The organism is Streptomyces sp. WAC07094 (assembly GCF_036320405.1).
Classification (GTDB): domain Bacteria; phylum Actinomycetota; class Actinomycetes; order Streptomycetales; family Streptomycetaceae; genus Streptomyces; species Streptomyces lannensis.
This window is the reverse complement of sequence record NZ_JAVMJZ010000004.1, coordinates 17,421-43,213: the sequence shown is the minus strand read 5'-3', so window position 1 is coordinate 43,213 and position 25,793 is coordinate 17,421. Positions and strand designations below refer to the sequence as shown.

General features: G+C 69.6%; 25 protein-coding genes and 1 pseudogene. 14 read left to right on the top strand and 12 right to left on the bottom strand.

The annotated features are described in order from the left end of the window. Positions 1 to 9: 9 nt before the first annotated feature. Positions 10 to 483 carry a VOC family protein gene (locus RCR19_RS42075; protein ID WP_331270381.1) on the bottom strand — a complete coding sequence of 158 codons (474 nt, stop codon included), beginning with the start codon at positions 481 to 483 and terminating at the stop codon, positions 10 to 12. A gap of 327 nt (positions 484 to 810) precedes the next feature. Between RCR19_RS42075 and RCR19_RS42070 the strand changes: the two genes are divergently transcribed. Then, positions 811 to 1,413: a CGNR zinc finger domain-containing protein gene (locus tag RCR19_RS42070; protein WP_331270380.1), complete on the top strand. Its 603-nt coding sequence runs from the start codon at positions 811 to 813 to the stop codon at positions 1,411 to 1,413. 510 nt (positions 1,414 to 1,923) lie between these two features. Then, the gene (locus RCR19_RS42065) at positions 1,924 to 2,169 is read left to right on the top strand and encodes a hypothetical protein (RefSeq protein ID WP_331270379.1); all 246 of its coding nucleotides are present in this window, start codon (positions 1,924 to 1,926) and stop codon (positions 2,167 to 2,169) included. A 409-nt stretch (positions 2,170 to 2,578) separates the two neighbouring features. On the opposite strand, the gene RCR19_RS42060 is transcribed toward RCR19_RS42065, so the two are convergent. After that, positions 2,579 to 3,418 carry a patatin-like phospholipase family protein gene (locus RCR19_RS42060; RefSeq protein WP_331270378.1) on the bottom strand — a complete coding sequence of 280 codons (840 nt, stop codon included), beginning with the start codon at positions 3,416 to 3,418 and terminating at the stop codon, positions 2,579 to 2,581. 132 nt (positions 3,419 to 3,550) lie between these two features. On the opposite strand from RCR19_RS42060, the gene RCR19_RS42055 reads away from it, so the two are divergent. Further along, complete coding sequence (locus RCR19_RS42055) at positions 3,551 to 4,207, top strand: TetR/AcrR family transcriptional regulator (protein WP_331270377.1); 657 nt, start codon at positions 3,551 to 3,553, stop codon at positions 4,205 to 4,207. Positions 4,208 to 4,280: 73 nt separating this feature from the next. Here the strand turns inward: RCR19_RS42055 and RCR19_RS42050 are convergent, their stop codons facing one another. Further along, positions 4,281 to 4,439, bottom strand: a complete 159-nt coding sequence (locus RCR19_RS42050) for a CGNR zinc finger domain-containing protein (RefSeq protein WP_331270376.1) — start codon at positions 4,437 to 4,439, stop codon at positions 4,281 to 4,283. A 45-nt stretch (positions 4,440 to 4,484) separates the two neighbouring features. On the opposite strand from RCR19_RS42050, the pseudogene RCR19_RS42045 reads away from it, so the two are divergent. The 5 genes and pseudogenes from RCR19_RS42045 to RCR19_RS42025 form a co-directional block, all read left to right on the top strand. Further along, a pseudogene (locus RCR19_RS42045) lies at positions 4,485 to 4,622 on the top strand (ATP-binding protein); the annotation flags it as partial. 443 nt (positions 4,623 to 5,065) lie between these two features. Next, positions 5,066 to 5,812 (top strand): SDR family oxidoreductase, encoded by a 747-nt coding sequence (locus RCR19_RS42040; RefSeq protein WP_331270375.1) that lies wholly within the window; start codon positions 5,066 to 5,068, stop codon positions 5,810 to 5,812. 639 nt (positions 5,813 to 6,451) lie between these two features. After that, the gene (locus tag RCR19_RS42035) at positions 6,452 to 7,507 is read left to right on the top strand and encodes a hypothetical protein (RefSeq protein WP_331270374.1); all 1,056 of its coding nucleotides are present in this window, start codon (positions 6,452 to 6,454) and stop codon (positions 7,505 to 7,507) included. A 472-nt stretch (positions 7,508 to 7,979) separates the two neighbouring features. Continuing rightward, entirely contained in the window at positions 7,980 to 8,168 is a 189-nt protein-coding gene (locus tag RCR19_RS42030; protein ID WP_331270373.1) for a hypothetical protein, read from the top strand. Next, positions 8,165 to 8,728: a GNAT family N-acetyltransferase gene (locus tag RCR19_RS42025; protein ID WP_331270372.1), complete on the top strand. Its 564-nt coding sequence runs from the start codon at positions 8,165 to 8,167 to the stop codon at positions 8,726 to 8,728. Before RCR19_RS42030 ends, RCR19_RS42025 begins: the two co-directional genes overlap by 4 nt. A gap of 51 nt (positions 8,729 to 8,779) precedes the next feature. Here RCR19_RS42025 and RCR19_RS42020 read toward each other — a convergent pair whose 3' ends face one another. Next, positions 8,780 to 9,445, bottom strand: coding sequence for a nucleotidyl transferase AbiEii/AbiGii toxin family protein (locus tag RCR19_RS42020; protein WP_331270371.1), 666 nt, complete (start codon positions 9,443 to 9,445; stop codon positions 8,780 to 8,782). Positions 9,446 to 10,245: 800 nt separating this feature from the next. Next, the gene (locus tag RCR19_RS42015) at positions 10,246 to 10,509 is read right to left on the bottom strand and encodes a hypothetical protein (protein WP_059132809.1); all 264 of its coding nucleotides are present in this window, start codon (positions 10,507 to 10,509) and stop codon (positions 10,246 to 10,248) included. Positions 10,510 to 10,870: 361 nt separating this feature from the next. On the opposite strand from RCR19_RS42015, the gene RCR19_RS42010 reads away from it, so the two are divergent. Beyond that, the gene (locus RCR19_RS42010) at positions 10,871 to 11,413 is read left to right on the top strand and encodes a GNAT family protein (RefSeq protein WP_331270370.1); all 543 of its coding nucleotides are present in this window, start codon (positions 10,871 to 10,873) and stop codon (positions 11,411 to 11,413) included. A gap of 178 nt (positions 11,414 to 11,591) precedes the next feature. Here the strand turns inward: RCR19_RS42010 and RCR19_RS42005 are convergent, their stop codons facing one another. Next, positions 11,592 to 13,985, bottom strand: a complete 2,394-nt coding sequence (locus RCR19_RS42005) for a SpoIIE family protein phosphatase (protein ID WP_331270369.1) — start codon at positions 13,983 to 13,985, stop codon at positions 11,592 to 11,594. Positions 13,986 to 14,648: 663 nt separating this feature from the next. Between RCR19_RS42005 and RCR19_RS42000 the strand changes: the two genes are divergently transcribed. Continuing rightward, positions 14,649 to 16,490: a 5'-nucleotidase C-terminal domain-containing protein gene (locus tag RCR19_RS42000; protein WP_331270590.1), complete on the top strand. Its 1,842-nt coding sequence runs from the start codon at positions 14,649 to 14,651 to the stop codon at positions 16,488 to 16,490. 47 nt (positions 16,491 to 16,537) lie between these two features. Continuing rightward, the gene (locus RCR19_RS41995; RefSeq protein WP_331270368.1) at positions 16,538 to 18,043 is read left to right on the top strand and encodes a hypothetical protein; all 1,506 of its coding nucleotides are present in this window, start codon (positions 16,538 to 16,540) and stop codon (positions 18,041 to 18,043) included. Positions 18,044 to 18,131: 88 nt separating this feature from the next. Here RCR19_RS41995 and RCR19_RS41990 read toward each other — a convergent pair whose 3' ends face one another. After that, on the bottom strand, positions 18,132 to 18,659 hold the full coding sequence (locus RCR19_RS41990) for a hypothetical protein (RefSeq protein ID WP_331270367.1): 528 nt from the start codon (positions 18,657 to 18,659) through the stop codon (positions 18,132 to 18,134). A gap of 420 nt (positions 18,660 to 19,079) precedes the next feature. Between RCR19_RS41990 and RCR19_RS41985 the strand changes: the two genes are divergently transcribed. Then, positions 19,080 to 19,538: a hypothetical protein gene (locus tag RCR19_RS41985; RefSeq protein WP_331270366.1), complete on the top strand. Its 459-nt coding sequence runs from the start codon at positions 19,080 to 19,082 to the stop codon at positions 19,536 to 19,538. A 154-nt stretch (positions 19,539 to 19,692) separates the two neighbouring features. On the opposite strand, the gene RCR19_RS41980 is transcribed toward RCR19_RS41985, so the two are convergent. Further along, positions 19,693 to 20,115 (bottom strand): helix-turn-helix domain-containing protein, encoded by a 423-nt coding sequence (locus RCR19_RS41980; protein WP_331270365.1) that lies wholly within the window; start codon positions 20,113 to 20,115, stop codon positions 19,693 to 19,695. Positions 20,116 to 20,246: 131 nt separating this feature from the next. Here RCR19_RS41980 and RCR19_RS41975 point away from each other — a divergent pair, with 131 nt between their 5' ends. Both RCR19_RS41975 and RCR19_RS41970 read left to right on the top strand, forming a co-directional pair. Further along, positions 20,247 to 21,119: an aldo/keto reductase family oxidoreductase gene (locus RCR19_RS41975; RefSeq protein ID WP_331270364.1), complete on the top strand. Its 873-nt coding sequence runs from the start codon at positions 20,247 to 20,249 to the stop codon at positions 21,117 to 21,119. Between the two features lie 74 nt (positions 21,120 to 21,193). Continuing rightward, positions 21,194 to 21,448, top strand: coding sequence for a hypothetical protein (locus tag RCR19_RS41970; protein ID WP_331270363.1), 255 nt, complete (start codon positions 21,194 to 21,196; stop codon positions 21,446 to 21,448). Positions 21,449 to 21,505: 57 nt separating this feature from the next. On the opposite strand, the gene RCR19_RS41965 is transcribed toward RCR19_RS41970, so the two are convergent. From RCR19_RS41965 to RCR19_RS41950, 4 genes are all read right to left on the bottom strand, one after another. Then, the gene (locus tag RCR19_RS41965) at positions 21,506 to 22,720 is read right to left on the bottom strand and encodes a glycosyltransferase (protein ID WP_331270362.1); all 1,215 of its coding nucleotides are present in this window, start codon (positions 22,718 to 22,720) and stop codon (positions 21,506 to 21,508) included. After that, positions 22,717 to 23,517, bottom strand: coding sequence for a MerR family transcriptional regulator (locus RCR19_RS41960; RefSeq protein WP_331270361.1), 801 nt, complete (start codon positions 23,515 to 23,517; stop codon positions 22,717 to 22,719). Before RCR19_RS41960 ends, RCR19_RS41965 begins: the two co-directional genes overlap by 4 nt. A 118-nt stretch (positions 23,518 to 23,635) precedes the next feature. After that, entirely contained in the window at positions 23,636 to 24,589 is a 954-nt protein-coding gene (locus tag RCR19_RS41955; protein WP_331270360.1) for a hypothetical protein, read from the bottom strand. Between the two features lie 599 nt (positions 24,590 to 25,188). Further along, complete coding sequence (locus RCR19_RS41950; protein WP_331270359.1) at positions 25,189 to 25,755, bottom strand: methyltransferase domain-containing protein; 567 nt, start codon at positions 25,753 to 25,755, stop codon at positions 25,189 to 25,191. Between the last annotated feature and the right edge of the window lie 38 nt (positions 25,756 to 25,793).

Genomic DNA, 25,793 nt, shown 5'->3' with positions numbered 1-25,793 from the left:
GGGGGGGCGTCAGCGCCCGGGGAAGCGCTGCTTGATCTCCTGGAGCACCCAGCCGTTGCCGTCCGGGTCGCTGAAGGTGGCGAACGATCCGTAGGAGGCGCGGTCGGGCTGGGGGCCGGCGAGCCGGCCCTGCCCCTCCTGCCGGTGGGTGATCTCCCCGTCCTCGTGACTGTGGAACAGCAGTCCGCCGGCGTCGTGGAAGACCTCGCTCACCTCGATGCCACGGGCGATCAGCTCCGCACGGGCCTCCTCGATGTCGAGGACGGCCAGATACAGGCCCTGGGCGGAGCCCGGTTCGGCGGACGTCAGCCCCGTACCGAACATCACCGAGCACTCCGAGCCCGGCGGGGTGAGGTGCACCGCGCGCCACTCCGCATGGACGTCCTTGTCCAGATCCAGGCGGAATCCCGCTGCCTCGTAGAACGCCTTGGCCCGATCGACATCGGACACGGGCAGCACGGCCAGTTCCAGCTTCATGTACATGGGGAGGTCCTTTCTTGGTTGACGGCGGTGCGCCGCGCACAGGCGGGTCACCGGTTCGGGGAGATGAGGGCGGCGGGGCCGTCCGTACCGTGCGCGCACGCCGGGTACCGGCCGGATCACCGAAGACTTCGAGCCGTGCTCCAGGAGCGGCTCAGCCCCTCTTCATGGTGAGGACCGTAGACGATTAGCCACTAACTCACCAAGGCGTACCGGCATGATTCCGGGCTTTCGTGACACACCTCACCGGACCGGGAGGGGATGAAGGCCGTAGTGGTTTCGCCCCTAACGGGAGGCAACCTAGACTGACGGGGAAAGGAGGCGCGTACGATGCCCGCACCCGCGACCGAGCGCAGTCCGCTGACCCAGCCGGCAGCCGCCGACACACTCCTGCGTTTCCTCAACACGCACGCGTCGGGGCCCCGGCAGCTCCCCGAGCGCTTCGCGGACGCCGGCACCATGCACACCTGGCTGCAGGAGCAGGGACTGGTCACGGGGACCGCCCGCGTCACCGAAGCCGACGCGGCCAGAGCACGCGAACTGCGCGACGCTCTGATCACCGTGCTGCTGGCGCATGCAGGCGACAAGAGCACCCCGCCCGGGGCAATCGCCCGGGCGGAGGAGCAGCTGCGCGGCCTCTCGACGCGGTATCCCCTCACCACGGTCGTCACCGCTGCAGGAGCCAGCCTGGCCGGCACGCAGACCGGCATCCCCGGGCTGTTCGCGACCGTGCTCGCGAACGTCACCGAACTCGCCCACGCGGGCGTGTGGGACAGGCTGCGGGCCTGCCGTCATGAACCCTGCCACTTCTGCTTCTTCGACCGGACGCGCAACAGCTCGGCCGGCTATTGCGGCCCGAAGTGCGCCTCCCGCGCGTCCATGCGGGCCTACCGGCAGCGCAGAAAGGAACAGGCGGCCGCAACGACAGGCTGACCCCGCAGGCCGTGTCGCACCGACGTGTCACACCATGGGCGCCGCGGGCGCATGGCCCAACAGCCCAAAGCGCACGGCCGGTCTGCCGGCGTCCCTCCCTGTGCGCCTTCTCGCACCCTGTCGCAACGCCAGGGCGCGCTCCCAGGCGCGACGTCTATCGCAACCTCGAGCCGAGGGGCCTTGGCAGGCCCCACTGTCGGTGTGCCCCAGACCCCCGCACTTCCGGCCCTGGTATGTGACCCCCGTCACGTACCGTCCCGGATATTGATCACCTTCTGCCGGCAGGGAATTCTTAACGCCCCGTCAACTCCCTTTAAAAGGAGCATGAATATGAGGTTGCGCAGTTTTTCCGCAGTAGGAGTGGTCGCTGCAGCCGCTGCGCTCGTCGCTCTCGCGGCCAGTCCGGCCGCCGCGATAGACGCCACCAGTAGCTGTACCACGCCGGACGGTGGGGCATGGGGCAGCTGGGGCGGCAACTGGGCAAGCTCGACATCGATCAAAGACCTGTGGTTGGACGCTCAGGATGAGGAACCCGACGGTCGCCACCCCGAGGTCCGGCTGGTCACCTACACCAACAGCGGCGTGAGAGTGAATTGGCCGTGGCATGCGGCCACTGGAGGGTCCGGTGACTACCAGGTCTGGCACACGAGCGCGTCCGACAGTCGCGGAATCCTCATAGCGCGTGTGGAGGTTGCCAACTTCGACAGGGACTCCCTGATGAGCAGCTGCCTGAGCGCCTCCAGGAACAACTACTGAGCTACCGGTGGCGGCCCGCGCCCATGGCGGGCCGCCATGTTGCTCTCGCACCCCCGGGGCCCGTCGGGCGGCGCTCCGTATCCCCCGCCGGAGCTGTTGAAGTCCGCCAACTCCCCTGCGGGGAGCGCTCGATGTGCCGGGTGCATGAAGTCTGCTCCGACCTCGCGGTGTTTATATGCCGGCGTGGCCGCGACGCTTCCTGGGGTGCTGCTCGATGCGGGGCCCCCGGGGGGCGAGCCGGACCGCCCATGCGACGTCGCCCACTGCGGGGCCATCGATAAACGAACACGCGCAGCCTCCGGGGGGAACGGTTCCCCGGTCGAGAACTCACCTACCAGGAGCTTCATCGTCTCTGTGCAGCGGACGACTTCAACTTCCCTCGGTCAAGGAGACGTTGACGACGACGCAGTCAGCTCTGCCAGATGTCGGCCACCGAGGGGGCCAATGTACTGGCCTGGGCGTGGCCCGCGCGGGCGGCAACCGAGCGGCGTGTGTCGTCCGTCATGTTGCGGCCCATCACGCGGCGCGCGGCGCGGTCCGGGGACAGCAGGATGACACGCGCTCCGTCATCGGACAGTTCCGCGGCCTGCTGCGAGGCGCTTGGATGCGGTCCGACCGCCCGGGGAACCGGCGCTATCGCCAGCACCCGGCGGTACCCGCGTGCGAGGTGGAGGTTGGCGGTCGAACGGCTGCCCCCGTCCATCCAGCGCCGGCCCGCCACGGTGACCGGCGGCCATACGACAGGCACGGCGCAGCTCGCGGCGACCGCTTCGAGGAGTGTGGCACCAGAGTGCGCGTCGAACACCTCGCTCTGTCCGCTCTGCGTATCGACTGCGGCAATTCGCAGATCCCGCTCAGGCCAGCCGCGTACGTCGCCCAGGAGCGCGCCGACCGTGTTGAAGACGTCTGACTCCGGGACGGTCCGGGCGCGGAGTGCTGTCCGGGCAAGGCGTTCGATGGACCGCTGGGAGTCTCGGGAGCCGAGCGCCGCCCAGAGAAAGCGCGCCGTCTGGCGTGCTGTCACCGGCAGACGGACCGCGTCTGCTCCGGAGAGCTGGCGCTCGTAGAGATCGGCAGCCGGGACGCCGGACCGGAGCCGGGATCCGAAGACGGCACCGGCGGAGGTGCCGATCACGACGTCGGCGCTGCCGAGATCGATCCCGGCCTCGGTGAGCCCGGCGAGCACCCCGGTCAACCAGGCTCCGCCCACCGGTGCGCCGCCGCCGAGCACGAGTGCGGTTCCGAGCATGCTTCCCCCCTGAACGACCACGGACATCACACCCGCAGCAAATGAAACGGGGAACACTCCCCGTTTATATGGCCGACGATAGCATCCGTACCGGGGAGCACTCCCCGGTACGGGCAAGGCAAGGGAGACGTGATGGGTGACCGTCCGCCAGTGGAGCGCCGTGATGCGCTGCGCAACCGGAAGTTGCTGACGAGCAAAGCCCGCGAAGTCTTCGCCGAACAAGGCCTGGACGCCCCGCTCGATGTGATCGCCCGGCGGGCGGGCGTGGGCAACGCCACCCTTTACCGCCACTTCCCGACCCGCGCTGCGCTTGTCGACGAGGTCTTCCGGGATGCGCTGTCGGAGACCGCAGCAGCCGGCGAACGGGCACGAACCGCCCGCGACGCATGGATGGGACTCACGCAGTACCTACGAACAGTATTCGCGGGCCTGGCCGCAGACCGCGGCGCCAACGACCTCATGACCACGAACCTGGAAGGTGTCCCTTCCCTGACGGCGATCCACGCCCACAACCGCGAAACAATCGACGAGCTGCTCCGGCGCGGTCAAAAGCAGGGCACCATCCGCCCGGACCTCACCACCGAGGACCTGCTCATCACCCTGGCAGCACTGGGCAGGGCTGTACCCGCGCTCACCACGGTCGCGCCCGATGCATGGCTCCGCCCGCTCGCCTTGCTCCTCGACAGCCTTCGCACCAACCCGACCGCGCCCCCATTGCCCGCGCCGGCCCTCACTGGTGACCAGCTTGACAAAGTGCTGCTCAATCTCGGACCACACAGGCAGCGTTGAGAGGCTCCTGACTGACACGGCTGCCGCGGTAAACCAACCCTTCACCAGGAACTTCTCTTCCTCAGCATCGCGATCAGGTTGGAAATGACTCAGTGTGCCGCTTCTTCCGCTCCCGGTGGCGGGCGGCATTCTGCCTGTTCCCGCACTCGGCCATCCCGCACCACCGCCGGGCGCCGGAGTGGGACAGGCCGACGAACAGACGTGTGCAATCCGGATTGGCGCACTCCTTCACGCGGTGAAACCAGGTGGAACCCACCAAGTCCACAGCGACTCACCCACCACAGGACTCATCACGAGCGAGCTGGTCACCAACGCCATCCACCATGCGCGTCCTCCCGTCAAGCTGCGTCTGATCCGCCAGGAGACAGGACTCACCTGCGAAGTCTCCGACGGAAGCAGCACCTCCCCACACCTGCTGGGGCTCACGTCACCACCCCCACGGCGTGCAGCAGCCACGGCAGGCGAAGCCGGCCTGTGAAACCCACAGGTATCGCTCCAACGCACCGGTGAAGCCGGCCACCAGAAGCGACCGGCTTCGCCTGCCCGCTCATCCGACGGCGGTTGTTCATGTGCGGACCACGCCGAGGGAGGGGCCGACCCGTGGTACCTGAGTCCCCCACCACCGGCGTCACCCGCCAGAGCGAGATCGCCACCTGGACGCAGGACATCTCCACCGAGGGCAAGCTCGCAGCCAGCAGACACCACACCCGACGAGGTACCGGGCGCCACCGGGCCGGGCCCCTGTCACAAACTGCCCTGCCGCTCGGTCATACCGGCGAATACCTACCTACCGGTGCCGGTGGGCGGGTCACCGCCCCGTGCGCCCCGTGCACGACAGCACCCGAGAGGACTCCATTCATGAAGGTCGTAGTCATCGGCGGAACCGGGCTCATCGGCTCGAAGGTCGTCAGCAAGCTCAACGCGCACGGACACGAGGCCGTCGCGGCCTCCCCCAACACCGGCGTGAACACCCTGACGGGTGAGGGCCTGGCCGAGGTCCTTCAGGGTGCACAGGTCGTGGTCGACGTCTCCAACTCGCCCTCGTGGGAGGACGACGCGGTGATGAACTTCTTCCGCACCTGCACCGGCAACCTCATGAAGGCGAACGCCGACGCCGGCGTCACCCACCACGTCGCGCTCTCCATCGTCGGCACCGACCGGCTCCCGGAGAACGGCTACTTCCGCGCCAAGCTGGCCCAGGAGGAGCTGATCAAGGCGTCGGGCATCGCCTACTCCATCGTCCACGCCACGCAGTTCTTCGAGTTCGTGAACGGCATCGCGGACGCCAGCACCGAGGGCGACACGGTGCACATCGCGCCCGTCAAGTTCCAGCCCATCTACTCCGACGACGTGGCCACGGCCGTCGCCCGCACCGCGGCCGGCGAGCCCCTCAACGGCGTGGTGGAGATCGCCGGCCCGGACGTGTTCCGCTTCGACGATCTGGTCCGTGACGTGCTGACCTCCCAGAACGACTCCCGCAAGGTCGTCGCGGACCCGCACGCCCGGTACTACGGGTCCGAGTTGCAGGACGACTCCCTCGTCCCCGGCCCCGGTGCGCAGCTCGCCGCGACCCGCTTCGCCGACTGGTTCGCGCAGCAGCGGTAAGCCCCCGCGGGTGGCCCTGCCGCCGGCAGGGCCACCCGCAGCCTCCGAGGTCCACCCCGTACGAAGAGGTCGACCCGCCCTACCCAGGAACGGCGCGGAAAGCACCGTCTCAGACTTTCGTCCGCAGGAAAAAGTGACCGGTACGTACGTCATCTCAGCCCGGTCCACGGCGCGGTCGGCTTCTCCGTCCGGCACGCCATGGTCACCGACGTGCGGGGCGGATTCACGGCCTTCGAGGGCCTTGGGGGGCTCGACGCCCACCGGCCGGCCCGTTTTCGAGGCCCGTGTGAAGAGGCAAGACGGGCAGCCTCGACCCAGGCGTTCGGTGCGGGACTCCCCACTCGCCGGCCCCGGCTTCTTGCAAGACGGGGCCCCGGGCGGCGTTTGCGGCTGGGGCCGACAGGCACTGCGGGGAGCACGAGCCACAGTCATCGACCCAACGAGCCATGGCCCGCTTGGGGCTCGATGGTGCGTCCGAACGGCTGGACCGCAGTGCGCCGGGCGGCCACCCCTCATAAACCTGACAGGTCATCAGGTATGCCTGAGTGATGATCACCGGCGCTCGGGGAGTGAAGGCTCGGTATCCGGGCCTCGCCCGGATCGCCTCACCTCCCCTCCCCCACAGCCAAGGGAAGCCGCATGACTGACACGCTCAGACGCGCCACCGTCACCGCCGTCACCGGCCTCGGCCTGTGCCTGACCCTGCTGCCGGCTGCGCCCGCGCAGGCGCAGCCGGCGACCCGCGTCCCGTGCAACGACGTCGCCGCACTGAAGACGGCCATCACCAACGCGAACACCGGCGGCAGCGGCAACATCGTCCTTGCCCCCCGGTGCGTCTACACCCTGACGTCGGCCGACAATCCCGGTGACGGTCTGCCCGAGATCGCCGGCAGGGTATGGATCACCGGAGACGACACCACCATCGAGCGCAATGCCGCCGCCCCCTTCCGCATCTTCCACGTGCGGGCAGGCGGCAGCCTGAGCCTGAAGTCGGTCACCGTGCGCTACGGCGAGACGGGCGCCGACGACTCCGACGGCGGAGGCATCCTCAACGCCGGCGGCGCCCTCACCCTGACCGACTCAACAGTCAGGAACAACCGGGCCGGCACCGGCGGCGGGATCTGGAACCAGCAGGGAACGCTCGTTTTGAGGAACACCACGGTCAGCTACAACCGGGCGGCCTTCGGCGGTGGCGTGGCCACCAACGGCACGATGACGATGCAGGGCGGCGCCCTGCGCGGCAACGCGAGCGGGATCTGGGGCGGAGGTCTCGCCAACGCGGGAAACACCACACTCACCAACACGTCGGTCGAGCACAACGACTCCGGTGACCTCGGGGGTGGCATCGCAACCCTCGCGATCAACCGCCACACCGGGCCGCTGCGGTTGAACTCCACCCAGGTCAGCGGAAACATCGCCCGCAACGACGGCGGCGGCATCCGCCTCGGCTCCGCCGAGCGGACGACGCTCTACCGCAGCACCGTCACCGACAACACCTCCAACGGCAGCTCCGGCGGCGGCATCTCCAACCCCGGAAGCTTCCTGAACCTGTTCATCGGCACGAGCGCACGCATGCAGGCCCAGCCGAACGCGACCCTGCCGCCGTTCCCGGTGGACCTCCTGCGCAGCTCCGTCGTGAGGAACTTCCCGGCCAACTGCGCCCCCCTCCACAGCGTCCCCCGCTGCACCGGCTGACCGCATCCCTCACGGCGGCGCGACCTGCCGACCGAGAAGACGGTCTCCACTGCCGACACGCCACCTGATACGGCGCCCTACAAGCAGAAAAGCCCCTGGGCGGTGCGGCCGCGTCACACGGCCGCACCGCCCTCCCGCACGAGGCCGCTCTCCGCCTCATCCGATGCAGGGGCTTGCCGCTGTGAGGGCCGGCGTGGAGCGGGGTCTTTCGGCTGCCGTGGTCGATGCGGACCGGGCCGGCCGTGCTCACCCCGAGCGGGCTGTGGGAAGGGCGCCCCCGGACCGGTCGGTACGAGCGCTGCCGTAGTAGTTTCCACACCGGTAGAGGGCGCAGGCGTCGCAGACGCTGCCGGGGCTGGAGCCCGCTCTGGGTGCAGCGGGAGACGGTCCTCGCCTTGGGGTTCTGGTCGCGGTAAGGCGCCTCGGTGGAGGCGGCCGCTTGGCGGACCGGCACGGTGTGAGGGTGGAGGGTATGAGCGCGGAGAAGCTGTTCACGGGCCAGGTACTGCGGATGGGCGCCCGTGGTCCTGTGAGCGGCGGTCGGGTGCGTCAGTCGATCTCTGCCTCGTCGGGCACCTGGGCGAACGTCGACGCGTGCAGCGGGATCGGATACCCGTCCGGCAGCGAGACGCTTCTGCGCCCCCAGGCGGTGGCCGCGTGAGCAGGCTCGTGGCCGAGGCCATCGGCACCGAGAGGCTGATGCTGCTTCCGCTGCAGGTCGAGCACGCCGAGGAGATGGCCGCGGTCCTGTCCGATCCGGCTCTGCACGCCTTCATCGGCGGTACTCCGGACACTTTGCACGCCCTGCGCTCGCGCTATCAGCGCATGACCGCGGGCTCTCCCGACCCGGCCGTGTCCTGGCTGAACTGGGTGATCCGGCTCCGCGACGAAGACTGTCTGACGGGCACGGTCCAGGCGACGGTCGGTCCGTCCGCGCACGGCCTGGTCGCCGAGATCGCCTGGATGGTGGGGACCCCGTGGCAGGGGCGGGGCCTGGCCTCGGAAGCAGCCCAAGGACTCGTCGACTGGCTCGGCCCGCAGCCGGTGCACACCGTCATCGCCCACATCCATCCCGAACATCGGGCATCGGCTGCCGTCGCCGCTGCCGCCGGACTCGCCCCCACCGACATATGGCACGACGGTGAGATCCGATGGCAGCGAAGGATCAGGCGATACGTCGACGACTCACGCCCGGATCTACCGCATCACCGTGAGTTGTAGCTCAAGCAACTCGGCAGGCGCAGTAGTTTCCGGCCATCGGCGATCCCCGTCTTACTCGTTTTCGTCGTATGGCTGTGCGAGCCGCAGCCCAAGGTCGTCCAGCCAATGCTGGACCCACATCCGTAGCTCGGTAATCTCGTTCGAAGCCATCCCGTAGGCGGCGTACTCGCGGTCGGAGGTGAAGTCGACCGCTTCAAGCCGGCTGTGGAGTTCTTCCAAGTCGAACTCCTCGTCATGCTGAGCGCCAAGCCACTCGAATTCCGCCGTCGTGTACAGCTCGCGGGCGCTGAAGACATCGATGACGTCACGAGGGAAGCCGCGATCGTGCAGTGCGCGGACCTTCAGGCCGACAGCGTCGTCACGGGAGAGGGTGGGCCCAGCATCCGTCTGAGCTGGTGGCTTGAGAAAGATCTCCTTAAGAATGTCCAGCTCACACTGTGCGTTGATCACAGGGTCCGTGGCGATCAGACGGGCCATGCGGGGGGCGATCTCGACGACGCTGATGGCCCACCCTTTTTCCTCGAGGCCGGACACAAGCGTCTGGACAATCTCAGTCATGCCCGCAGCCGCGTTGGTGGCCAAGTCGAGATCTTGGCTGAGGCGGGAGACGAGATCGTGGGCCTGGATGGCATATCCGCCCGCCAGCACAAGGCCGTAGGTGTTGCCGCACGTCAGGGTGTCGCTGAGCAGGCGACGGTGCAGGTCGGGAAGCTTCATGCTGCAGCTGCAGCCACCAACTGCGGGAAGCGCTCCTCCCAGCAGCTGCGCACGGGCCGGCCGAGAGCGATGCGCAGTCGTGACCAGTGGCGCAGGAGAAGGTCAGCGTTGAGGTATCGAATGAGGTCTTCGCGCAGACCGTTGGTAAGCACGATCCGGTATAGGCCTAGCAGGAGCTGTTCGTCGCCGAGGTCGAAGCGGGTCAGCCCGGACCAGGCCAGGTGCAAAGGAAGTTCGACACTCCCCCTGCGGGGGCCAGACAGCTCCTCGAGGCTCGTAGGAAGACGTTCGGCCAGGTGAGCCCAACGGACAGAGGTGGCGGAGCCGCGCGTAGTCACTGCACCAGTATGGCGTACTGCTCTCGGCATGAACGCTTCCTCCAGCAAGCGGCGCCGCCAGCTGCAGCCCTGTCCTTCCTTTGCAACGCAGACCTTCGCCTACAGAGCAGGGAACGTCGGCACAGGCCCCTCTTCTCTGCACTTTCCAGACCAGGCGGTCTACACCTCTTCGGGTGCTCTGCACCGCAGCATCGACAAAAAGCTGGCGCTCCCGGGCGCAGAACCGCCAGGCACGTGCGGTGCTCACTGAGGGGCCCCGAGGAACGTCGTCACCTGCCGTGTTCAGCAACTGATCCGCTTCCCCGGTCGGCATGCCACAGGGAACGTGAAGGCCACGTTCTGACCTGCAGGACTGCGTAGCATCGGCCGGAAAGCAGTCCGCCGCGCCTGCGGGGCAAAGTGTCACCTGCAGACGCGGCAAACCGAGCTGGTCAGGTTCCGCAAAGGGGCTGAAGTCGCCTGTCAGTGGCGCACCTTGACCTTGCTGAGTGCAGCCACGCCCACTGCCGCGAGGGCGATCTGGATGAGCCATTCGATCCAGTCGACGCCGTCGGTGTCGGCGACGCCGATGCCCGCTGCGATGGCCGTGCCGATGAAGGCGGCGATAATGCCGATGACGATCGTCCACAGGATGCCGATGTGCTGTCGGCCAGGGACCACGAGTCGGCCAAGGACACCGATCACGATGCCGATGACGATCGCGCTGATGATGCTTGAGATCTCCATGCCTGTCGCCCCTTCATGAGTTGATGGCACACGTGTTCCCCCGGGAGGCGTCGACACTCCACTGCGCAGCGATCGCTTCGATGGCTGCGCACCTTCAGCACCTTGAAGGTCGCCCTTCCCGCCGACGGCCCTCACCGTCTACCAAGGCTGCGGCTCCAAGGACCTGACTCTGAGCAGGAACCCGGAACCCGTCCCTGTGCTGGAACACTACGAGCGGGCCGTGGGGCTCGCCGCGCCGCTCCACACCGGGGTCAACTCGGGAATTCAAAGCGAAGGGTGAGGGCATCTCGTGCGAAGGGGTACGGCGGCTCGCATCAGTATTGGTTTGCCGCCGGCCGGCCCGGTCGGATAGGAAACCTGCATGCTAAGGGGCGGCAAGGTCGGGCTGAGGGCCCGGTACGAGGACGACATCCCGATCCTGCGGACCGAGCTCTACGACGACGTGGTCAACTCCTCGCGGGCCGAAAGCGGGCCGTGGCGGCCGATCACGCCCGGTTCAAAGGACTCGCGGTTCGTGGTGGACGACAAGGACCAGGGCATCGTCCCGTTCTCTGTGGTGGAGCTGGATCGCGGCACGCTGGTGGGAACCGCGGCGCTGTGGGGCATCGACAATCACAACCGGTCCGCGCACATCGGGTTGGGGCTGCGGCCGTCCTCGCGCGGCAAGGGCTACGGCACCGATGTGGTCGCGGTGCTGTGCCACTACGGTTTCGTCGTACGCGGCCTGCAGCGACTGCAGATCGAGACGCTGTCGGACAACGCCGCGATGCTGCGCTCCGCCGAACGCAACGGCTTCGTCCGCGAGGGTGTGCTGCGCTCCTCGGCCTGGGTGATGGGCGAGTTCCTGGACGAGGTACTGCTCGGGCTCCTGGTCCAGGAATGGAAGCCGGACGCGAAGGTCTAGGCTGCCCGGGGGAACGGGCAAGCCCGGAGCCGACTTGGACGGCCGGGGACCAGGTCGGCAATCTTCGCCGCGGCATCGCAGGGTGCCCTCGTCCGCCACCGCTGCACCGGCTGAGACGACATCTGAGCCGTGTGGACACTGCGTGCCCCCAGCGCAGCCGGCGGCCTTCCACGCGTCCTTATACGGTCGCGAGTTCGGGGATGCTCTGTTCAACCCAGACGGTTTTGCCGTCGTCGGTGTAGCGGGTGCCCCAGCGTTCGGAGAGGCGGGCGGCCAGGAGCAGTCCGCGGCCGCCTTCGTCGGTGGTGCGGGCGTGGCGCAGCCGGGGTGAGGTGCTGCTGCCGTCGGAGACCTCGCAGGTCAGGACGTGGCCGCGGATGAGGCGGAGGCGGACGGGGGGTTTGGCATAGCGAATGGCGTTGGTGACCAGTTCGCTGGCGATGAGTTCGGTGGTGAAGGTCGTCTCGCTCATGTCCCAGCTCGTGAGCTGCTCGGTGACCAGGGAGCGGGCGATGGAGACCACGGAGGGGTCGCTGGGCAGGTCCCAAGACACAACGCGTGCGGGGCTGAGGGAGTGGGTGCGGGCCACCTTGACGACGGCGTCTTCGCGGGGGTGCGGTGGCACGAGCGCCTGGGTGAGCATGCTGCACGCCTGGCGCACGGATCCGGTGTAGCCGGTGAGGAGGTCGGCTATGCGCTCGCGGGCCAGGGCTTCGGACTGTTCCTGGAACAGGCCCGGGCTGTACAGGGCGAGCATCGAGTGTTCGGGGAGGTCGAGGTCGATCTTTTCGAACGGCCCGTCGGAGCAGCGCAGGGGGGCGCCGATGGGGTGGTCCAGGGTGACGGTGGTGCCGTCGGGGTGCACGATCACGGGCCAGGGGTGGCCGGCGCTGGCCATGGAGCAGCGCAGCGACACCGGATCGTAGATCAGGTAGAGGCAGGTCGCGCCCGCCTCTCTGGCCTCGCCGTCCGGGACCGGCGGTGGGGCGTGGTGGCCGTCTTCCTTGCTGAGCCGGCGTGCCAGGTCGTCGAGTCGGGCGAGGAGTTCGTCCGGCTGCAGGTCCATGTCCGACAGCGTGTGGACCGCGGCGCGCAGCCGTCCCGCCGCTGCGGCGGTCTGCAGGCCGTGGCCCGGCGCGCGGCCGGCGACGAGGGCCACGCGGGCGCCGGAGAGGGGGACGGCATCGACCCAGTCGCCGCCGGAACCTGCCTGCACGTAGGCATGGGCGACGTCCATGGTCTGCTCGGGGAGCACACCGTCCGGGCGCAAAGCGTGCTGCAGTGCAGCAACGGAATTGCGTTCACGCAAGTAGCGGCGGCCGTTGTCGAGACATGCCGCGGTGCGCTGGGCGAGTTCCGCGGCCAGAGTCAGATCGTCCTGTTCGAAGGGCCGGCGTGCTCCCCAGCGGCAGAACGTGGCAAGTCCCAGAGCCCGGTCCTGCGCGACAAGAGGGACCACCATCAGCGAGTGGGGCATGTCCCGGTGGGTCGGCAGGCCGGCCATGGCCCGGCGCCCGACAGCGCTGAGCGGATCGAGGATGCGCGGCTGGAAGTCGGCGAGGGCCTCGGCGGCACTCACCCTGCCCTCCGGGTCGCCGACCGTTGCAGGGTCCTCCTCGTCCCGCATGCGGACCATCGCGCGGCGCAGCACGGTGTCGGGTTGTACGGGGCCGGGGACGAGGTCTTCTCCGGCCAGGACCGACTCCAGCACTTCCACCGCCATGCCGTCGGCCAGCCCCGGCACGGACACTTCCGCCAGGCCGCGGGCGGTGTCGAGGACGTCGAGGGTCGCCCCGATCCGGGTGCCGGCCAGGGCCAGCACGTTCAGCCGCTCCTTGGCCAGGTCGCGGGCGGTGACGTCGATGGTGGCGTCCGCGATGCCCAGCAGCCGGCCGTGACTGTCCTCCAGTGGGAAGACGGAGGCCGAGTAGACATGTTCGTGGTAGGGGTCTCCCGGGGGGTACATCCGCTTTTCGACGGCGATCGCCGACTGCCGGGTGTCACGGACCTGCTCCATGATTCGTTCCACCATCTCCACGGCGAAGTCCGGCCATACCTCGGTGGGGCGCCGGCCGACGGCTTCTGCCATCGAGGTGTTCTCCATGCCTTCGGCCGCGGGGTTGAAGCGGATGATCCGCAGCTCGGGGTCCAGGAGGTACAGGCCTACGGGTGAGGCCGTGAAGAGGGTGTCCAGCAGGGCGTGGTCGAGTTCGGCGGTCGGGCTTTCCTCCTGTGCGCAGGCGAGCGTCACCTGCCACCTTGTTCCCGCCTGCCCGGTGCGTTCGGGGCGGATGCCCACCTGGCAGGAGACATCGGCGCCATTGGCGTGCCGCAGCCGCACTGCGAAGGCGTCATCGGCGGGGCGCGGGGCTGCCGGGGGCCCGGTATCGGCCAGCAGGTCCGTTACCGGGCGTCCCAGCATCGCGTGGACGGGGTAGCCCAGGAGCCGTTGGGCGGCGGAGCTCCATCCGGCCACCGTGCCCCTGTCGTCGACGATGATGTGGGCCGCCGGGTCTTCTGGGTGGGCCACCTCGGGGTGGCCGCCGCGCTCGGTGGTACGAGATGCACCCATAGTCATCAGCTTTCGACTCGCCTCAGAGCTCGGTACGCCACCAGTGTCCTCCGGGGCGGGCAGCGGCGATATCGGAGCGCGTCGGGACCGGGACGGCCCAACGGAAGGGCGGCTTCCGGCGCCAAGGGAGCGCTGATGAGGGGGCAGGGGCAGCGTCACCGGGCGGGGGGATGTGCGCTCTGCGGTATCTCGGTTCCGGACTGTGACGGGGCGAGAGCGGCAAGGCGGGCTCCGCCTGCACCCCGAAGCGGGATCGCTTGCGTCGCGGGCGCTCGCCGGCGGGCGGCGTCCCGGTGCGGTCACCGGTGTCCTCGCCGGCACGGGCCCTGCACGCGCTTGCTGTATGTCCGACTTCCGGTAGCCGGTGCGCGCAGTTGTCCTGGCCCGGGAAGCGCCGAGACCACCCGCGGAGGGAAGAGGGGCGGCTCCGGCTATGTTTTTCGGTGAAAACCGATGGAGACGTCGTCCCTCGACGGAAGAGTTCACCAAGGTTTTCGGCTCTTTACGTGGCAACACCCCGCCGGCATCGTTCCGTTCACCCGGGCATTCGGTGCGGACCATGATGCGTGCATCGGGAAACCACTGGGCATTCATTCGCCTGTCCCGTTGCGTGGATAACTTCCCTTCCGGCACTGATCGTGTCGGACGGGAAGTTCGGTGAGCATGTCCCACGGTGACGACATCGGGCGGCGCAATTTTCTTCGCGCCGGCACCCGGGCAATCGCCTCTGCGCTGGTCGGTGCACCTGGATGGGCCGGTGTCGGTCAGCACGCGTACGCGTCGGCGAACGCGATCGAGCTGAATCCGGACCGCCATGTCGAGGTGCAGCTGCTCAACATCACCGACCTGCACGGCTACCTCCAGCCGGCGGAGGTCGGCGGCTACAACGTCCTGACCGACCATGCCGGGGACCAGGTCGTGGTGGGCGGTGTCGGATATCTGGCGGCCCATCTGAAGAGGCTGCGGGCCGGGCGGAAGAACTCGATCTTCTTCTCGTCCGGGGACAACTTCTCCGGCTGGACCTTCGAGGCGGACTCCCTGGCCAACGAGCCGACGGTGGAAGTGCTGAACAAGCTCGGCCTTAAGTTCAGCACGGTCGGAAACCACGAACTCGACCAGCGCTTCCCCGAATACCTGATCGACCACATCGAGAAGGGCAAACCCTACGGCGTCCCCGGACTCGACGGCTCTTTCACCGACTCCACCGGCAAAAGATTCGGCGGCGCGAACTTCCCCTTCTACACGTCCAACATCGTGTACGCGGATTCGGGGCTGTCGATCGTGCCGCCGTACTCGATCGTGTGGGTGGAGGCGGGCAAGGGGCGCAGGCTGCCGGTGGGGTTCATCCACCTGACCGTGCTGGGGACGGTGACCGGTTCGACGTCGTACCAGCCCCATCTCGGCGAGCTCGACCAGATCGCCACCGTCAACACCTACGCGGCCGAACTGAAGGCCAGGGGCGTGAACGCGATCGTCGTCAGCATGCACGACGGGGGCGCGGCGGGGACGGACTTCAACGGCCTGAGCGACCCGACGGGGTTCTGCTTCCAGCTGGCCGCCCAGGCCTCCCCCGATATCGCGGCCATCGTCACCGGGCACTGGCACGCGGCGTTCAACGGCATGCTGCCCGACCCGCTCGGCCGGCCCCGGCCGGTGGTCGAGGCGGGCTGCCACGGACAGCTGATCAGCGAGATCGTGCTGCGGCTGGACCCGCGCACCGGTGAGGTGGTGCGGGAGCTGACCACGTCGGTCAACCACCCGACCACGCACGACGTGCCGCCCGACCCGGAGATCCAGGCCATCGCCGACTACTGGGTCGATCAGGCCACCCGGCGCTACGCGCAGCCCGTGGCCCGGCAGAGCGCCGGCTTCTCCCGCACCGCCAACGCGCTGGGCGAAAGCACGATGGGCGACCTCGCCGCCGACGCGGTGTACTGGCTGGCCAACCAGGACGGCTCCCGCGCCGACCTCGCACTCTTCTCAACCGCCCCGGCCACGGGATCGGCGGCTCTGGGCGGCGACGGGCTCACCTACGCGCAAGGCGATGTGCCGGGCGACGAGGACGGTGTGGTGCTCTTCGGCGAGGCGTGGAACGCGTTCGGCTACGGCGCTGTCGTGCTGAGCGTCACCGTCACCGGGGCCGCCGTCCACGCCGCGCTGGAGGGCCAGTGGACGGCCGGGCAGGGCGGCACCGTCGCCTTCGCGCCGCTGGCCGTCTCGCACAACGTGCGCTACAGCGTCGACCCGGGCAAGCCGCCCGGCTCCCGGATAGACCCGCAGGCGGTGTTCATCGACGACACCGTGCTGGATACCGGGCGCAGCTACCGGCTGGCCGGCCTGAGCTACACGCTGATCGGCGCGGACGGCACGAGCGCGGTCACCTCCTTCACCGACCCGGTCCGGGGCGAGCGCGACCGCGAGGGCTTCATCCGCTACCTGAGACAGCGTCAGGTCATTGTCCCGCTGCCGCTGAACCGCGTCACCGCCGTCGGCCAAAGCGGCTGAAGCAGCCAAGACGCACCAGGACGGGGCTCAGGGAGAAAAGGGCAGACGTGGCGACGATCAGCACCATCGCCGGCGACGGCAGCGACCGCCGCGGCTTCGGCGGCCCGGCGGCCGGTCTCGACCTGCGCCAGGCCGTGCCGATCGCCGGCGGCAAGAGCGTCCTCGGGGACAACCACGGCATCGGCGTCGATGCGGCCGGCCGGATCTACGTTGCGGCCGGTGCCGCCGGCGTCGTCGGGCGGATCGCGGCGCCGTCCTCGTGGAGCGATCAGGAACTCGCCGGCGGATTCGGCGCGCCCACCGGCCAACTGGTCTGGAAGGCCACCTCCGCGACCGGCCCGGCCCGCCTGCTGCTCGAGCCCGCCACCGTGGACGGGCGCAGCGCCGTCCGCTTCACGGGCACCGACGTGGCGGCGAACACCTGGCTGTACGCGGTGCCGAGCGTGCTCGCCGGCGCGCGCGTCGACTGCTGTGTCGGCGTGCGCGGGTCGGGCACCGTGTATCTCGGCTTCTACAACGGCGCCGAAGACGTCCGCACCGCGCCCGTGGTGCTGACCGGCTCGCCGCAGACCCTCGCACTGACCACGACGGTGTCCGGCGCCGCCTGCCAGTTCCAGATCCGCACCCCGTCCGCGCAGCCGGCCCTCGACGTCACCGTCTTCGACGCCGTCGTGCGCCAGCACCAGGTCACCGGCGCCACCGAACAGGTCGCCGGGGTGATGAACAGCATCGGCTACGACGACGGCCTGCCTGCTGCCCGCTCGCACCTCAACCACCCCCACGGTGTGGCGGTGGACGCGCACGGCACCGTCTACATCGCCGACACCTACAACAACCGCATCCGTAAGGTGGATCCGGCGGGTGTGCTCGTCGGGGTCGCCGGTGACGGCCGGGCCGGATACAGCGGCGACCGCACCCCTGCCGTGCACGCCTCGCTCCACCATCCGCACGCCCTCGCGGTGGACGGCGCCGGCACCGTGTATGTCGCCGACACCTACAGCAACCGCATCCGGATGATCCCGGGCGACGGGACCATCCGCACCCTCGCCGGCACCGGCACCGCCGGCTACAACGGCGACGGCATCCGCGCGGAGCGGGCCGAGTTGAACCATCCCTGCGGGATAGCCGTCGATGCGTCCGGCGCCCTGTACATCGCCGACACCTACAATCATCGCGTCCGGTGCATCGCAGCGGACGGGCGGATCCGCACCGTCGCCGGCACCGGCACCCCCGGCCGGCCCGGTGACAGCGGGGCGGGCGACGGCGGGGCTGCCGTAGCCGCCGCACTGAACACACCGCACGGCATCGACGTCGACGACGCCGGCACCCTGTACATCGCGGACACCCTCAACAACGTCGTCCGCCGTGTGCAGGGCGGCCGGATCACGACCGTGGCCGGCAGCGGCTCGTTCGGCACCACCGGCCGCGACGGCGGACCCGCCCTGTCGGCCGCGCTCGCCGGACCGTTCGACGTGGCCGTCGACCGCCGCAGTGGCGACCTGTACATCGTGGAGGGCAGCCAGGCCGTCCTGCGGGTCACCGCACCGGCATGAACGCAGCCCGTTCTGCCCTCCGGGAGCGGACCGTGCCGGGGTCCGGCCGCCGCGCGCCGGCCGGACCCCGGGCAGGGGTGACGCTTTTTCAGCAGCGCTTGGCCGTGACGGCCTGCCCGGCCACCGGGTCACCCGGGGCGCGCAGGGTGCCGATCGCCGCGGTGCACTCGCTCACCGTGGCCGCCGGCAGCGACCAGAACTCCTGGCCGTTGGTGGCGTTCCACCAGTCCTGGCCGACGATCTGGTCGCGGGAGTAGCTGTAGACGCCGGTGCTGACGTCGTAGTCCTTGATCTTGCTGCGGAAGCTCTGCCACACCCACACGTAGCCGTAGTTGCGCTTGCAGGAGGGCGAGTAGAACTGCTTGACGGACGCGACGTGGGCGCCGGCCCGGTTGATGTAGGCGGTGGCGCCGATCTGGTAGGCGTCCGCGCACACGCCCGCGGCCTGCGCGGTGGTGGTGAGCGGGTTGCCCGCCTCCGACGGGGCGGTGGAACGGGCCGTGAGGTGCTGCTTGGCGGGTGCCGGGGCCGGGCCCGTCCCCGCGACGGCGGAGGCCGCCGGGATCAGTGCGGCGGCGGAGGCCGCCGCGACGACCAGGATGCTGCGAGCACGCATGAGAAAGTTCCCCCTTGCTCCGAATGACGGTGTCGCTGATGACGATCAGGCACGCCGGACAGCACACAAGACACGACAAAACGCCGCGAAAGCCTTCACACCCCGTGAAGAGCACTGTCCACGCGTATCGGTCATCAGGTAAGACCGCGCGGGCCGCCGGATGGTTGTAGCGCAGACCACATTCACTGCACGGCCCACTCCCCCTCCCTCCGGGCAAGGCCCCCACCAGCACAAACACCCGTCACGCGAGCAGGCAACCCGGCCGCCGCCCACGACAGACGGCGCCTTCAGGTGTGCGCCGCGCTCCACCCGTGCCCCTCTCCCCGCATCCGGGGCGGCCGCAACGGCCCTCCCGCGTCGCAGAGTTGGATTCGTCCTCAACAGGGCGCCCCGTGGCCGGTGTCGGGCATGATCAGGGTCATGGAGCATGCGCATCTGCCGACCACCGAGGCCGCCGTCACCGCGATCCGCGCGATCGCGACGGAGTACGCGCTGGAGGTGTCCGTCACCGACGACATCGGCGCGGACCAGACCTCGCGGCGCACGTCGGCCGGCGTCTTCACCGTGCTCGACGCCGACGGCTCACTGCCGCACGAGGCGTTCGTGGAACTCGGGGGGTCGCCGTCGGTGAGCGTGCTCCTGTTCCCGGAGGACGACGCGAAGATCACCGTGGACGGGGTGGACTTCCACGACGTGCCGCGCGACTCGGTCCCCGCGTTCCTCCGGTCCCTCTACAGCGGCCTCGCCTACACCAAGGGCCGGGTGTTTCCCCCGGGCCTGCGGCTCGTGGTGCCGCTGCCCGGCGACGAGACCTACCAGGAGCTGGTGGCGGGGATGATACGGCTGACGCCGTGGCTGTCCCGCAGCATGCGGGACTAGGTGGTTTCGTTTGGATCAGCCGCCGGTTGTTTCGGCCTTAGGCCCGGTCGCGGCGTCCGGTCCCGGAAATGGCGGCTCAATTCGCGTCCACTGCACGTAGCTCAGGGTCGGGTTCATCTCAGCCCGCAGCAGGGACGCAGAACGCTGTCCCCCGCTAGGAGGCTCGTGTGTCGTGCTTCTCGCGGTTGGCGAAGACTTCGTCCATGTGGGTCTGCGCCCACTGTCTGAGCCCGCGTGTCAGGTGGTGGAGTGAGAGGCCGAGGTCAGTCAGCTCGTAGGTGACGGTGACGGGGACCGTGGGTGTCACGGTGCGGGTGAGCAAGCCGTCGCGTTCGAGGGCTCGTAGGGTCTGGGTCAGCATCTTCTGGCTGACGCCGGCCAGGAGCCGGGCGAGCTCGGAGAAGCGCATCGCCTTCGGGGCGTGCGATGCGCCGGGCTGTTCGGACGCGTCACCGCCCAGTGCGCACAGGATCAGGACCACCCACTTGTCTGAGATCCGGTCGAGGAGCTGACGGCTGGGGCACACCGCCAAAAAAGCGTTGTACTCCGCCTTCTTGTCGGCCTTTGTCGTCGTCACTGCTCTCGCCTCGCACCCTCTGGGTTAGTTAGGCACTTCAGAGTGCCTACTTCCCGATAGGAAGTTTGTCTCCAATGCTGGTGCAAGGGGGCCGGAGACACCACCCCTGGCAATGAGTGAAAGGCATCACGATGAACACGCCCTCCACACCTCTTCCCGGCGGACTCTGGACGTTGGGTGACTCGGCCGTCACGCGTTTCGGCTATGGCGCGATGCAGCTCGCCGGAGCGTGGGTCATGGGTCCGCCCGCCGACCACGACGGCGCCCTGGCCGTCCTGCGCGAGGCAGTCAGCCTCGGGATCACCCACATCGACACCAGCGACGCCTACGGACCGCGCATCACCAATGAGCTGATCCGCGAAGCGCTGCACCCCTATCCGGAGTCGCTGTTCATCGCCACCAAGGTGGGCGCGACCCGCGACGCGCAGGGCGGCTGGCCCACGGCCCGGCGCCCGGAAGACGTGCGCAAGCAGGTCCACGAGAACCTCGAATCCCTCGGCGTCGAGGCCCTTGACCTGGTCAATATGCGCATGGGCGACGCTCAGGGCCCCCAGCCCGGCTCGATCACCGAAGCATTCGAAACGCTCGTCGACCTCCAGCGAGAGGGCCTGATCCGCCACCTCGGCGTCAGCAACGTCACCGCGGAGCAAGTTGCCCAGGCACGCGGCATCGCCCCGATCGTGTGCGTGCAGAACATGTACAACCTCGCCCACCGCCACGACGACGACCTCGTGGACCACCTCGCCGCTGACGGCATCGCCTACGTGCCGTTCTTCCCCCTGGGAGGCTTCACGCCGCTGCAGTCCGAGGCCCTCTCGCAGGTCGCGATCCGGCTGGAGGCGACGCCGATGTCGGTCGCGCTGGCCTGGCTGATGCAACGCTCGCCGAACATCCTGCTCATCCCCGGTACCTCATCCACCGCCCACCTGCGCGAGAACATCGCAGGTGCCGGACTCTCCCTCTCCGAGGAGGACGTGGCCGAACTGGACAGCATCGGCCACTGAACAACCCACAGGTCGCCGGCCGGACCAGGCGGTTTCGCTCGGCTTATCGGGCGGACCGGAGGAGGATGCCCGCGATGGGGAGTCCGGCCAGGCAGTTCGTGGCCGTCTTCACGTATCGGGTCGCGGCGGCCGGCGCACTCGAGGTCGATCCCGGCGCCATCTGCCTGGTGGCGTGCCACGTCTGGGACACGATCGGCGCCGCGGCGGCCGGCCGGCAGACGGCACTCGTCCTCCGCGAGGGCAACGCGCCACTCGACGTCGGCCCGCAACCCGATCTCATCGGACAGGACCTCGATGCGATCGCCGACCAGCTGATCGAGCGGTTCTGAGCGCGTTGCCGGGGGTCGCTGGAGCGCAAGGGGCTTGCGACGAGGGCGGCAGGCGGATCAGGCACAGGTCAGCTGCTGGATGGCCGTGAGCGTCCGGCCGGCTCCGTCCTCGCTCGCCATGTGGCGTGCCGCTCTCGCGGCGGCCCGGGTGTAGGACTGCTGCTTCACCACCCTCTCGAGGGCGTCGGCGAGGCGTTCGGCCGTCAGCCCACGGAAGGGGATCGGGTCGGTCGCGGCGCCGAGTGCGGCAAGCCGCCCGGCCCAGAACGGCTGATCCGCACTCACCGGTACGGGGACCGCGGGCACTGCGGCGCGCAGTGCGGCGGCCGAGGTGCCGGCGCCGGCGTGGTGGACGATGGCGGCCAGCCGGGGGAACAGCAGCGCGTGGGGGACGTCCCCGATGGTGAGGACGTCGTCGCCGTCGGCCGCGAGGTGGGCGCTGCCGGCTTGGAGGATGCCGCGCAGCCCGGCGCGGCGCAGGGCGTGCACGGCGAGGCGGCTCAGCCGGTCCCCGTCGCCGGCCGCCATGCTCCCGAAGCCGATGAGGACGGGTCGGGGCCCGGCGCGAAGGAAGTCCTCCAGGGCCGTGGGCAGCCGTTGTACCGGATCGTGGTGGGGCCACCAGTTGCCCACCACCTCAAGGCCCGGGCGCCAGTCGCGGGGGCGGGGCACCAGCGCGGTGCTGAAGCCGTGCAGGATCGGCCAGTTCGCCTCTTCCCGGCGCCGGCGCATCCGGGACGGGGACAGGGGCGGCAGGTGGAGGCGGCGGCGCAGTGTGGTGACCGCCTGCGCGTAGACGTGGTCGGCCATGCGGCAGGCGAGGTGTGCGGCCATGCGGTTGGCGGGGCGGCCCAGTGAGCGGGTGCCGGTGACGACGGGCGGGAAGTCGCCTGTGGGGGCGGTGGGTTGGAGGTAGACGCCCAGGCTCGGTGTGCCGGTGGCCTCGGCGAGGTGCCAGCCGAGCGGGGCCGTGGTCGTCGACAGCAGGAGCAGGTCCGTGCCGTCGGCGAGTGCGTCGACGAAGCCTTGAGCGAGTTCGGTGACGAATCCGGCAGCGGCCTGCATCAGTTCCCGCTTGCCCCTGACGACGCCGTGCGCGTGTGGGTCGGCAGGAAGAGGGCGCCATGCCAGCCCCGCGTCGCGTGCGAGAGGGGCGAAGCCGTCCGCGGCGGCCAGGGCGACGTCGTGGCCGGCTCGGCGCAGTGCGGCGCCCAGGCCCGTGTAGGGGGCGACGTCGCCGCGTGATCCGGCCGCGGCGATCAGGATCCTCATCCGTCCTCCTCTATGCCGCCAGGTCCGCCCGTGTGGCGGGCCGCGTTGGCGTGGATGGCCTGGCGCAGGTAGGCGGCCAGGCCCGGGCGCTGCTGCGAGGGCGGTACGACCAGGGCGAAGGCGCGCGGGTCGGCGGTGAAGTCGTCCGCGATGCGCTGGTGCATGTCGGGCGGGCAGGAGGTGAACCAGCGTGAGATGTGCAGGCGGTGCTCCTCGGCGAGGTCCATGGCCCGCTCGCCCTCGCCGGGCTCCTGCTCGTCGAAGGCCGCGAGCAGCTCCGCGCGCCAGGCGGCGGCCTCGTTCATGAGGTGCCGCCAGTCCTGCTTGGTGTGGGCGGCTGCGCGCGCCATCGCCTCGCGCTGTCCGTCCGAGTCGGCCCACTTCAGCTCCGCCTCGGTGGCGTAGCTCAGGTCGAAGGTGACCTCGCCGAAGACTTCGAAGCGTTCCTGAGGAGTCAGCGCCACCCCGGTCTGCTGGACCTGTATCGCCCGTTGTGCCACCTCGGCCAGCCGCTGCAGCCGGGCGATCTCCTCACTCAGCTGCCGCTGCCGGGCCCGCAGCTGCTCCAGGGCGTTCGCCTGCGGATCCTTGAAGATCGCGGCGATCTGATCGAGGGAGAAACCCAGTTCGCGGTAGAAGAGGATCTGCTGGAGACGGACCAGGTCCGCTTCGCTGTAGAGCCGGTAGCCGGCGTGGCTGCGGCCGCTGGGCGAGAGCAGCCCCGCCTTGTCGTAGTGGTGCAGCGTCCGTACCGTCACCCCGGCGAACGCCGAGACCTGCCCCACGGAGTAGCTCATCCGCCTCCCCCTTTCGTCCGCATACAGCCTTCAGCCTGACGTAAGGGGAGGGTCAACGCGTGGTCGCCGGGCTCACGGCCACAGCACTGCCAGGGGCTCTGTCCGTCGCACGGCAGGGTCAGGCGGCGGCTACGGGTGTGCCGGGGACCGGCCGGGTGCGCACGAGCGTCCTCAGCATCGCGGCGCCCGCCGCCACCGCTGCCAGGTGCAGGACCGCGGCGAGCGCGAGTTCCTCCGGCAGCACCGCATCGGCCGGTTGCGCGATCGCCACGTACAGGGTGAAGGGGAGCTTCCAGCCGCTCCAGGCGAACAATGAACCCGACCCGAGCCAGCCCAGCACTATCGGAGCCCACCGGGGCATGTGTGCGGGCCGTCCTCGCGCGGCAGCCCAGGTGGCGGCGGAAGCGACAAGGGCCCAGAACCCGAAGACGCCGGACAACAGGTGCCAGGTGAGATCGCGCTCTGGACGGTGCGCGACACCCGCTGTGCCGCCGAGCGCCCAGTACAGCCAGATGAGGCCGACGGCGGCGCCGATCACGGCTGTCCACGGCGGCACCCCAAGGGAGCCCTTGCCGCCGTCCCCGAGCCTTCCGGCGAATGCCTGTGGCCAGCGCCGCCGCAAGTACGCCGGCAGGGCGACGGCCAGACCCAGCCCCATCCCCACGAAGCCGATCTGGACCAGTGCGGCCTCCCAGGCCGGCATGGACGGGCCTGCCTGCCTCCCGCTGTGCGGATCGCCCTGTGCCGAGCCCAGCAGTGAGCTGAGGACGGCGTAGGGCAGCACCGGGACGAGGAACCCCGTTGCGACCCAGGCACAGAATGTCAACGGCGCCGCCGGGATGCGCATCCCCCACGGCCGAACCAGCGCGAGCGCGACCACGATCCCGATACCCGCCATGCCGATCGTTGCGCTGTTCAGCACCACCCACTCCGCCTTGCCGAAACCCGCGCCCACCGGCAGCAGCCCCAGCAGCGAACCGGCCACCCACGACACCTTGATCAGTAAGTACGGTGTGAGCGCCAGTGCCGCCCCGTATCCCGCTGCCCGTCCCGCCCGATCCCATCGGTCCACATGAACTCCCCCGTCGGCAATGGAGTTCAAGTCTCATCCGCCCTTCTCGCCCAGGCGTCAACCACCGGGCCCATCCCCGTCCTCCGCCAGGAGGAGGGCAATGGTTGACCGACGGGAGCATGCGACATCCCGCCGCCCGAAGCAGGACGATGCCCGCCGCACCGTTACCGGGCGCAGCTCGGGCAGTTCCCGCATCCATGCGCCGCACCGGTACGGGGAACGGTCCTACCCGCGCTGTGCGGACTGGGCTGCCATAGCCAGGCTCCGATCCGCGCAGCAGACAGGTCCACGGCCATGCCGCACACGCCGCCCACGACCGCGCACCGCCTCCTCGCCCCGGCACGCTCCTGGCGCTGCCACGCAGGCCCGGCAAGGACCACCCGCACATCCAGGATCAGACACCGGACCGGAAGGCGTCGGCACCCTTTCTCATGGCGAAACCGCGCCCATGGCAGCACTCCCCTGCAGGGCGAGGAGCCGCCGCGCAGGCACCGGCGGGCCGATGACGGCCACGCAATGCCGCACCCGGCACGCACGAGGTATCCCCGCCGCATCGGCCGTCCGCGTGACGCGATCGGCCGGAGCAGGGCTCGAACAGTTCATGGCTTCTTGGTGGCCCGGTGCACGAAAGCGGGAGGAAGGTTCGGCCACACCGTCCTCGAGCGTTCCAACCGGGCAAAGCGGTGGGCGAGTTCGGTGGTGAAATGACGGGCGGGCAAAGTCCAGGCCGCGTGCAGATAGGCGAAGGTGGTGAACCGGCCACCGGGCGCGAGGACTTCGGTCACGGCGTCCAGGATGTGCGCGCGCCGCTCGCGCGGCATGACCGTCCACGGCAGCCCGGAAACCACCGCGTCGACCGGTTCGCCCACCGTCGCGGTCAGCTCGGCGGCCGAACCCTGGACCACGGTGAGCCGTGTATCGCGCCGGGTGGCCGCCAGCCGGGCCGCGAGCACCGGGTTGAGCTCGACCGCGACGATTCGTGCGCCGGGCGCGAGCCGAGCGAGGATCGCGTCGGTGAACACCCCGGTCCCCGGCCCGAGTTCGACGACGAGCCGGGCACGCTCCAGACCGATGCCCTCGGTCATCGCAAGCGCCAGCCGTCGTGAACTGGCGGCCACGGCGCCGGTCGTGATCGGTCGTCTCAGGAACTCGGTGGTGATCGACATGGCGGCCATGCTGAAAGTGCCCCGGGTGACCGCACGTC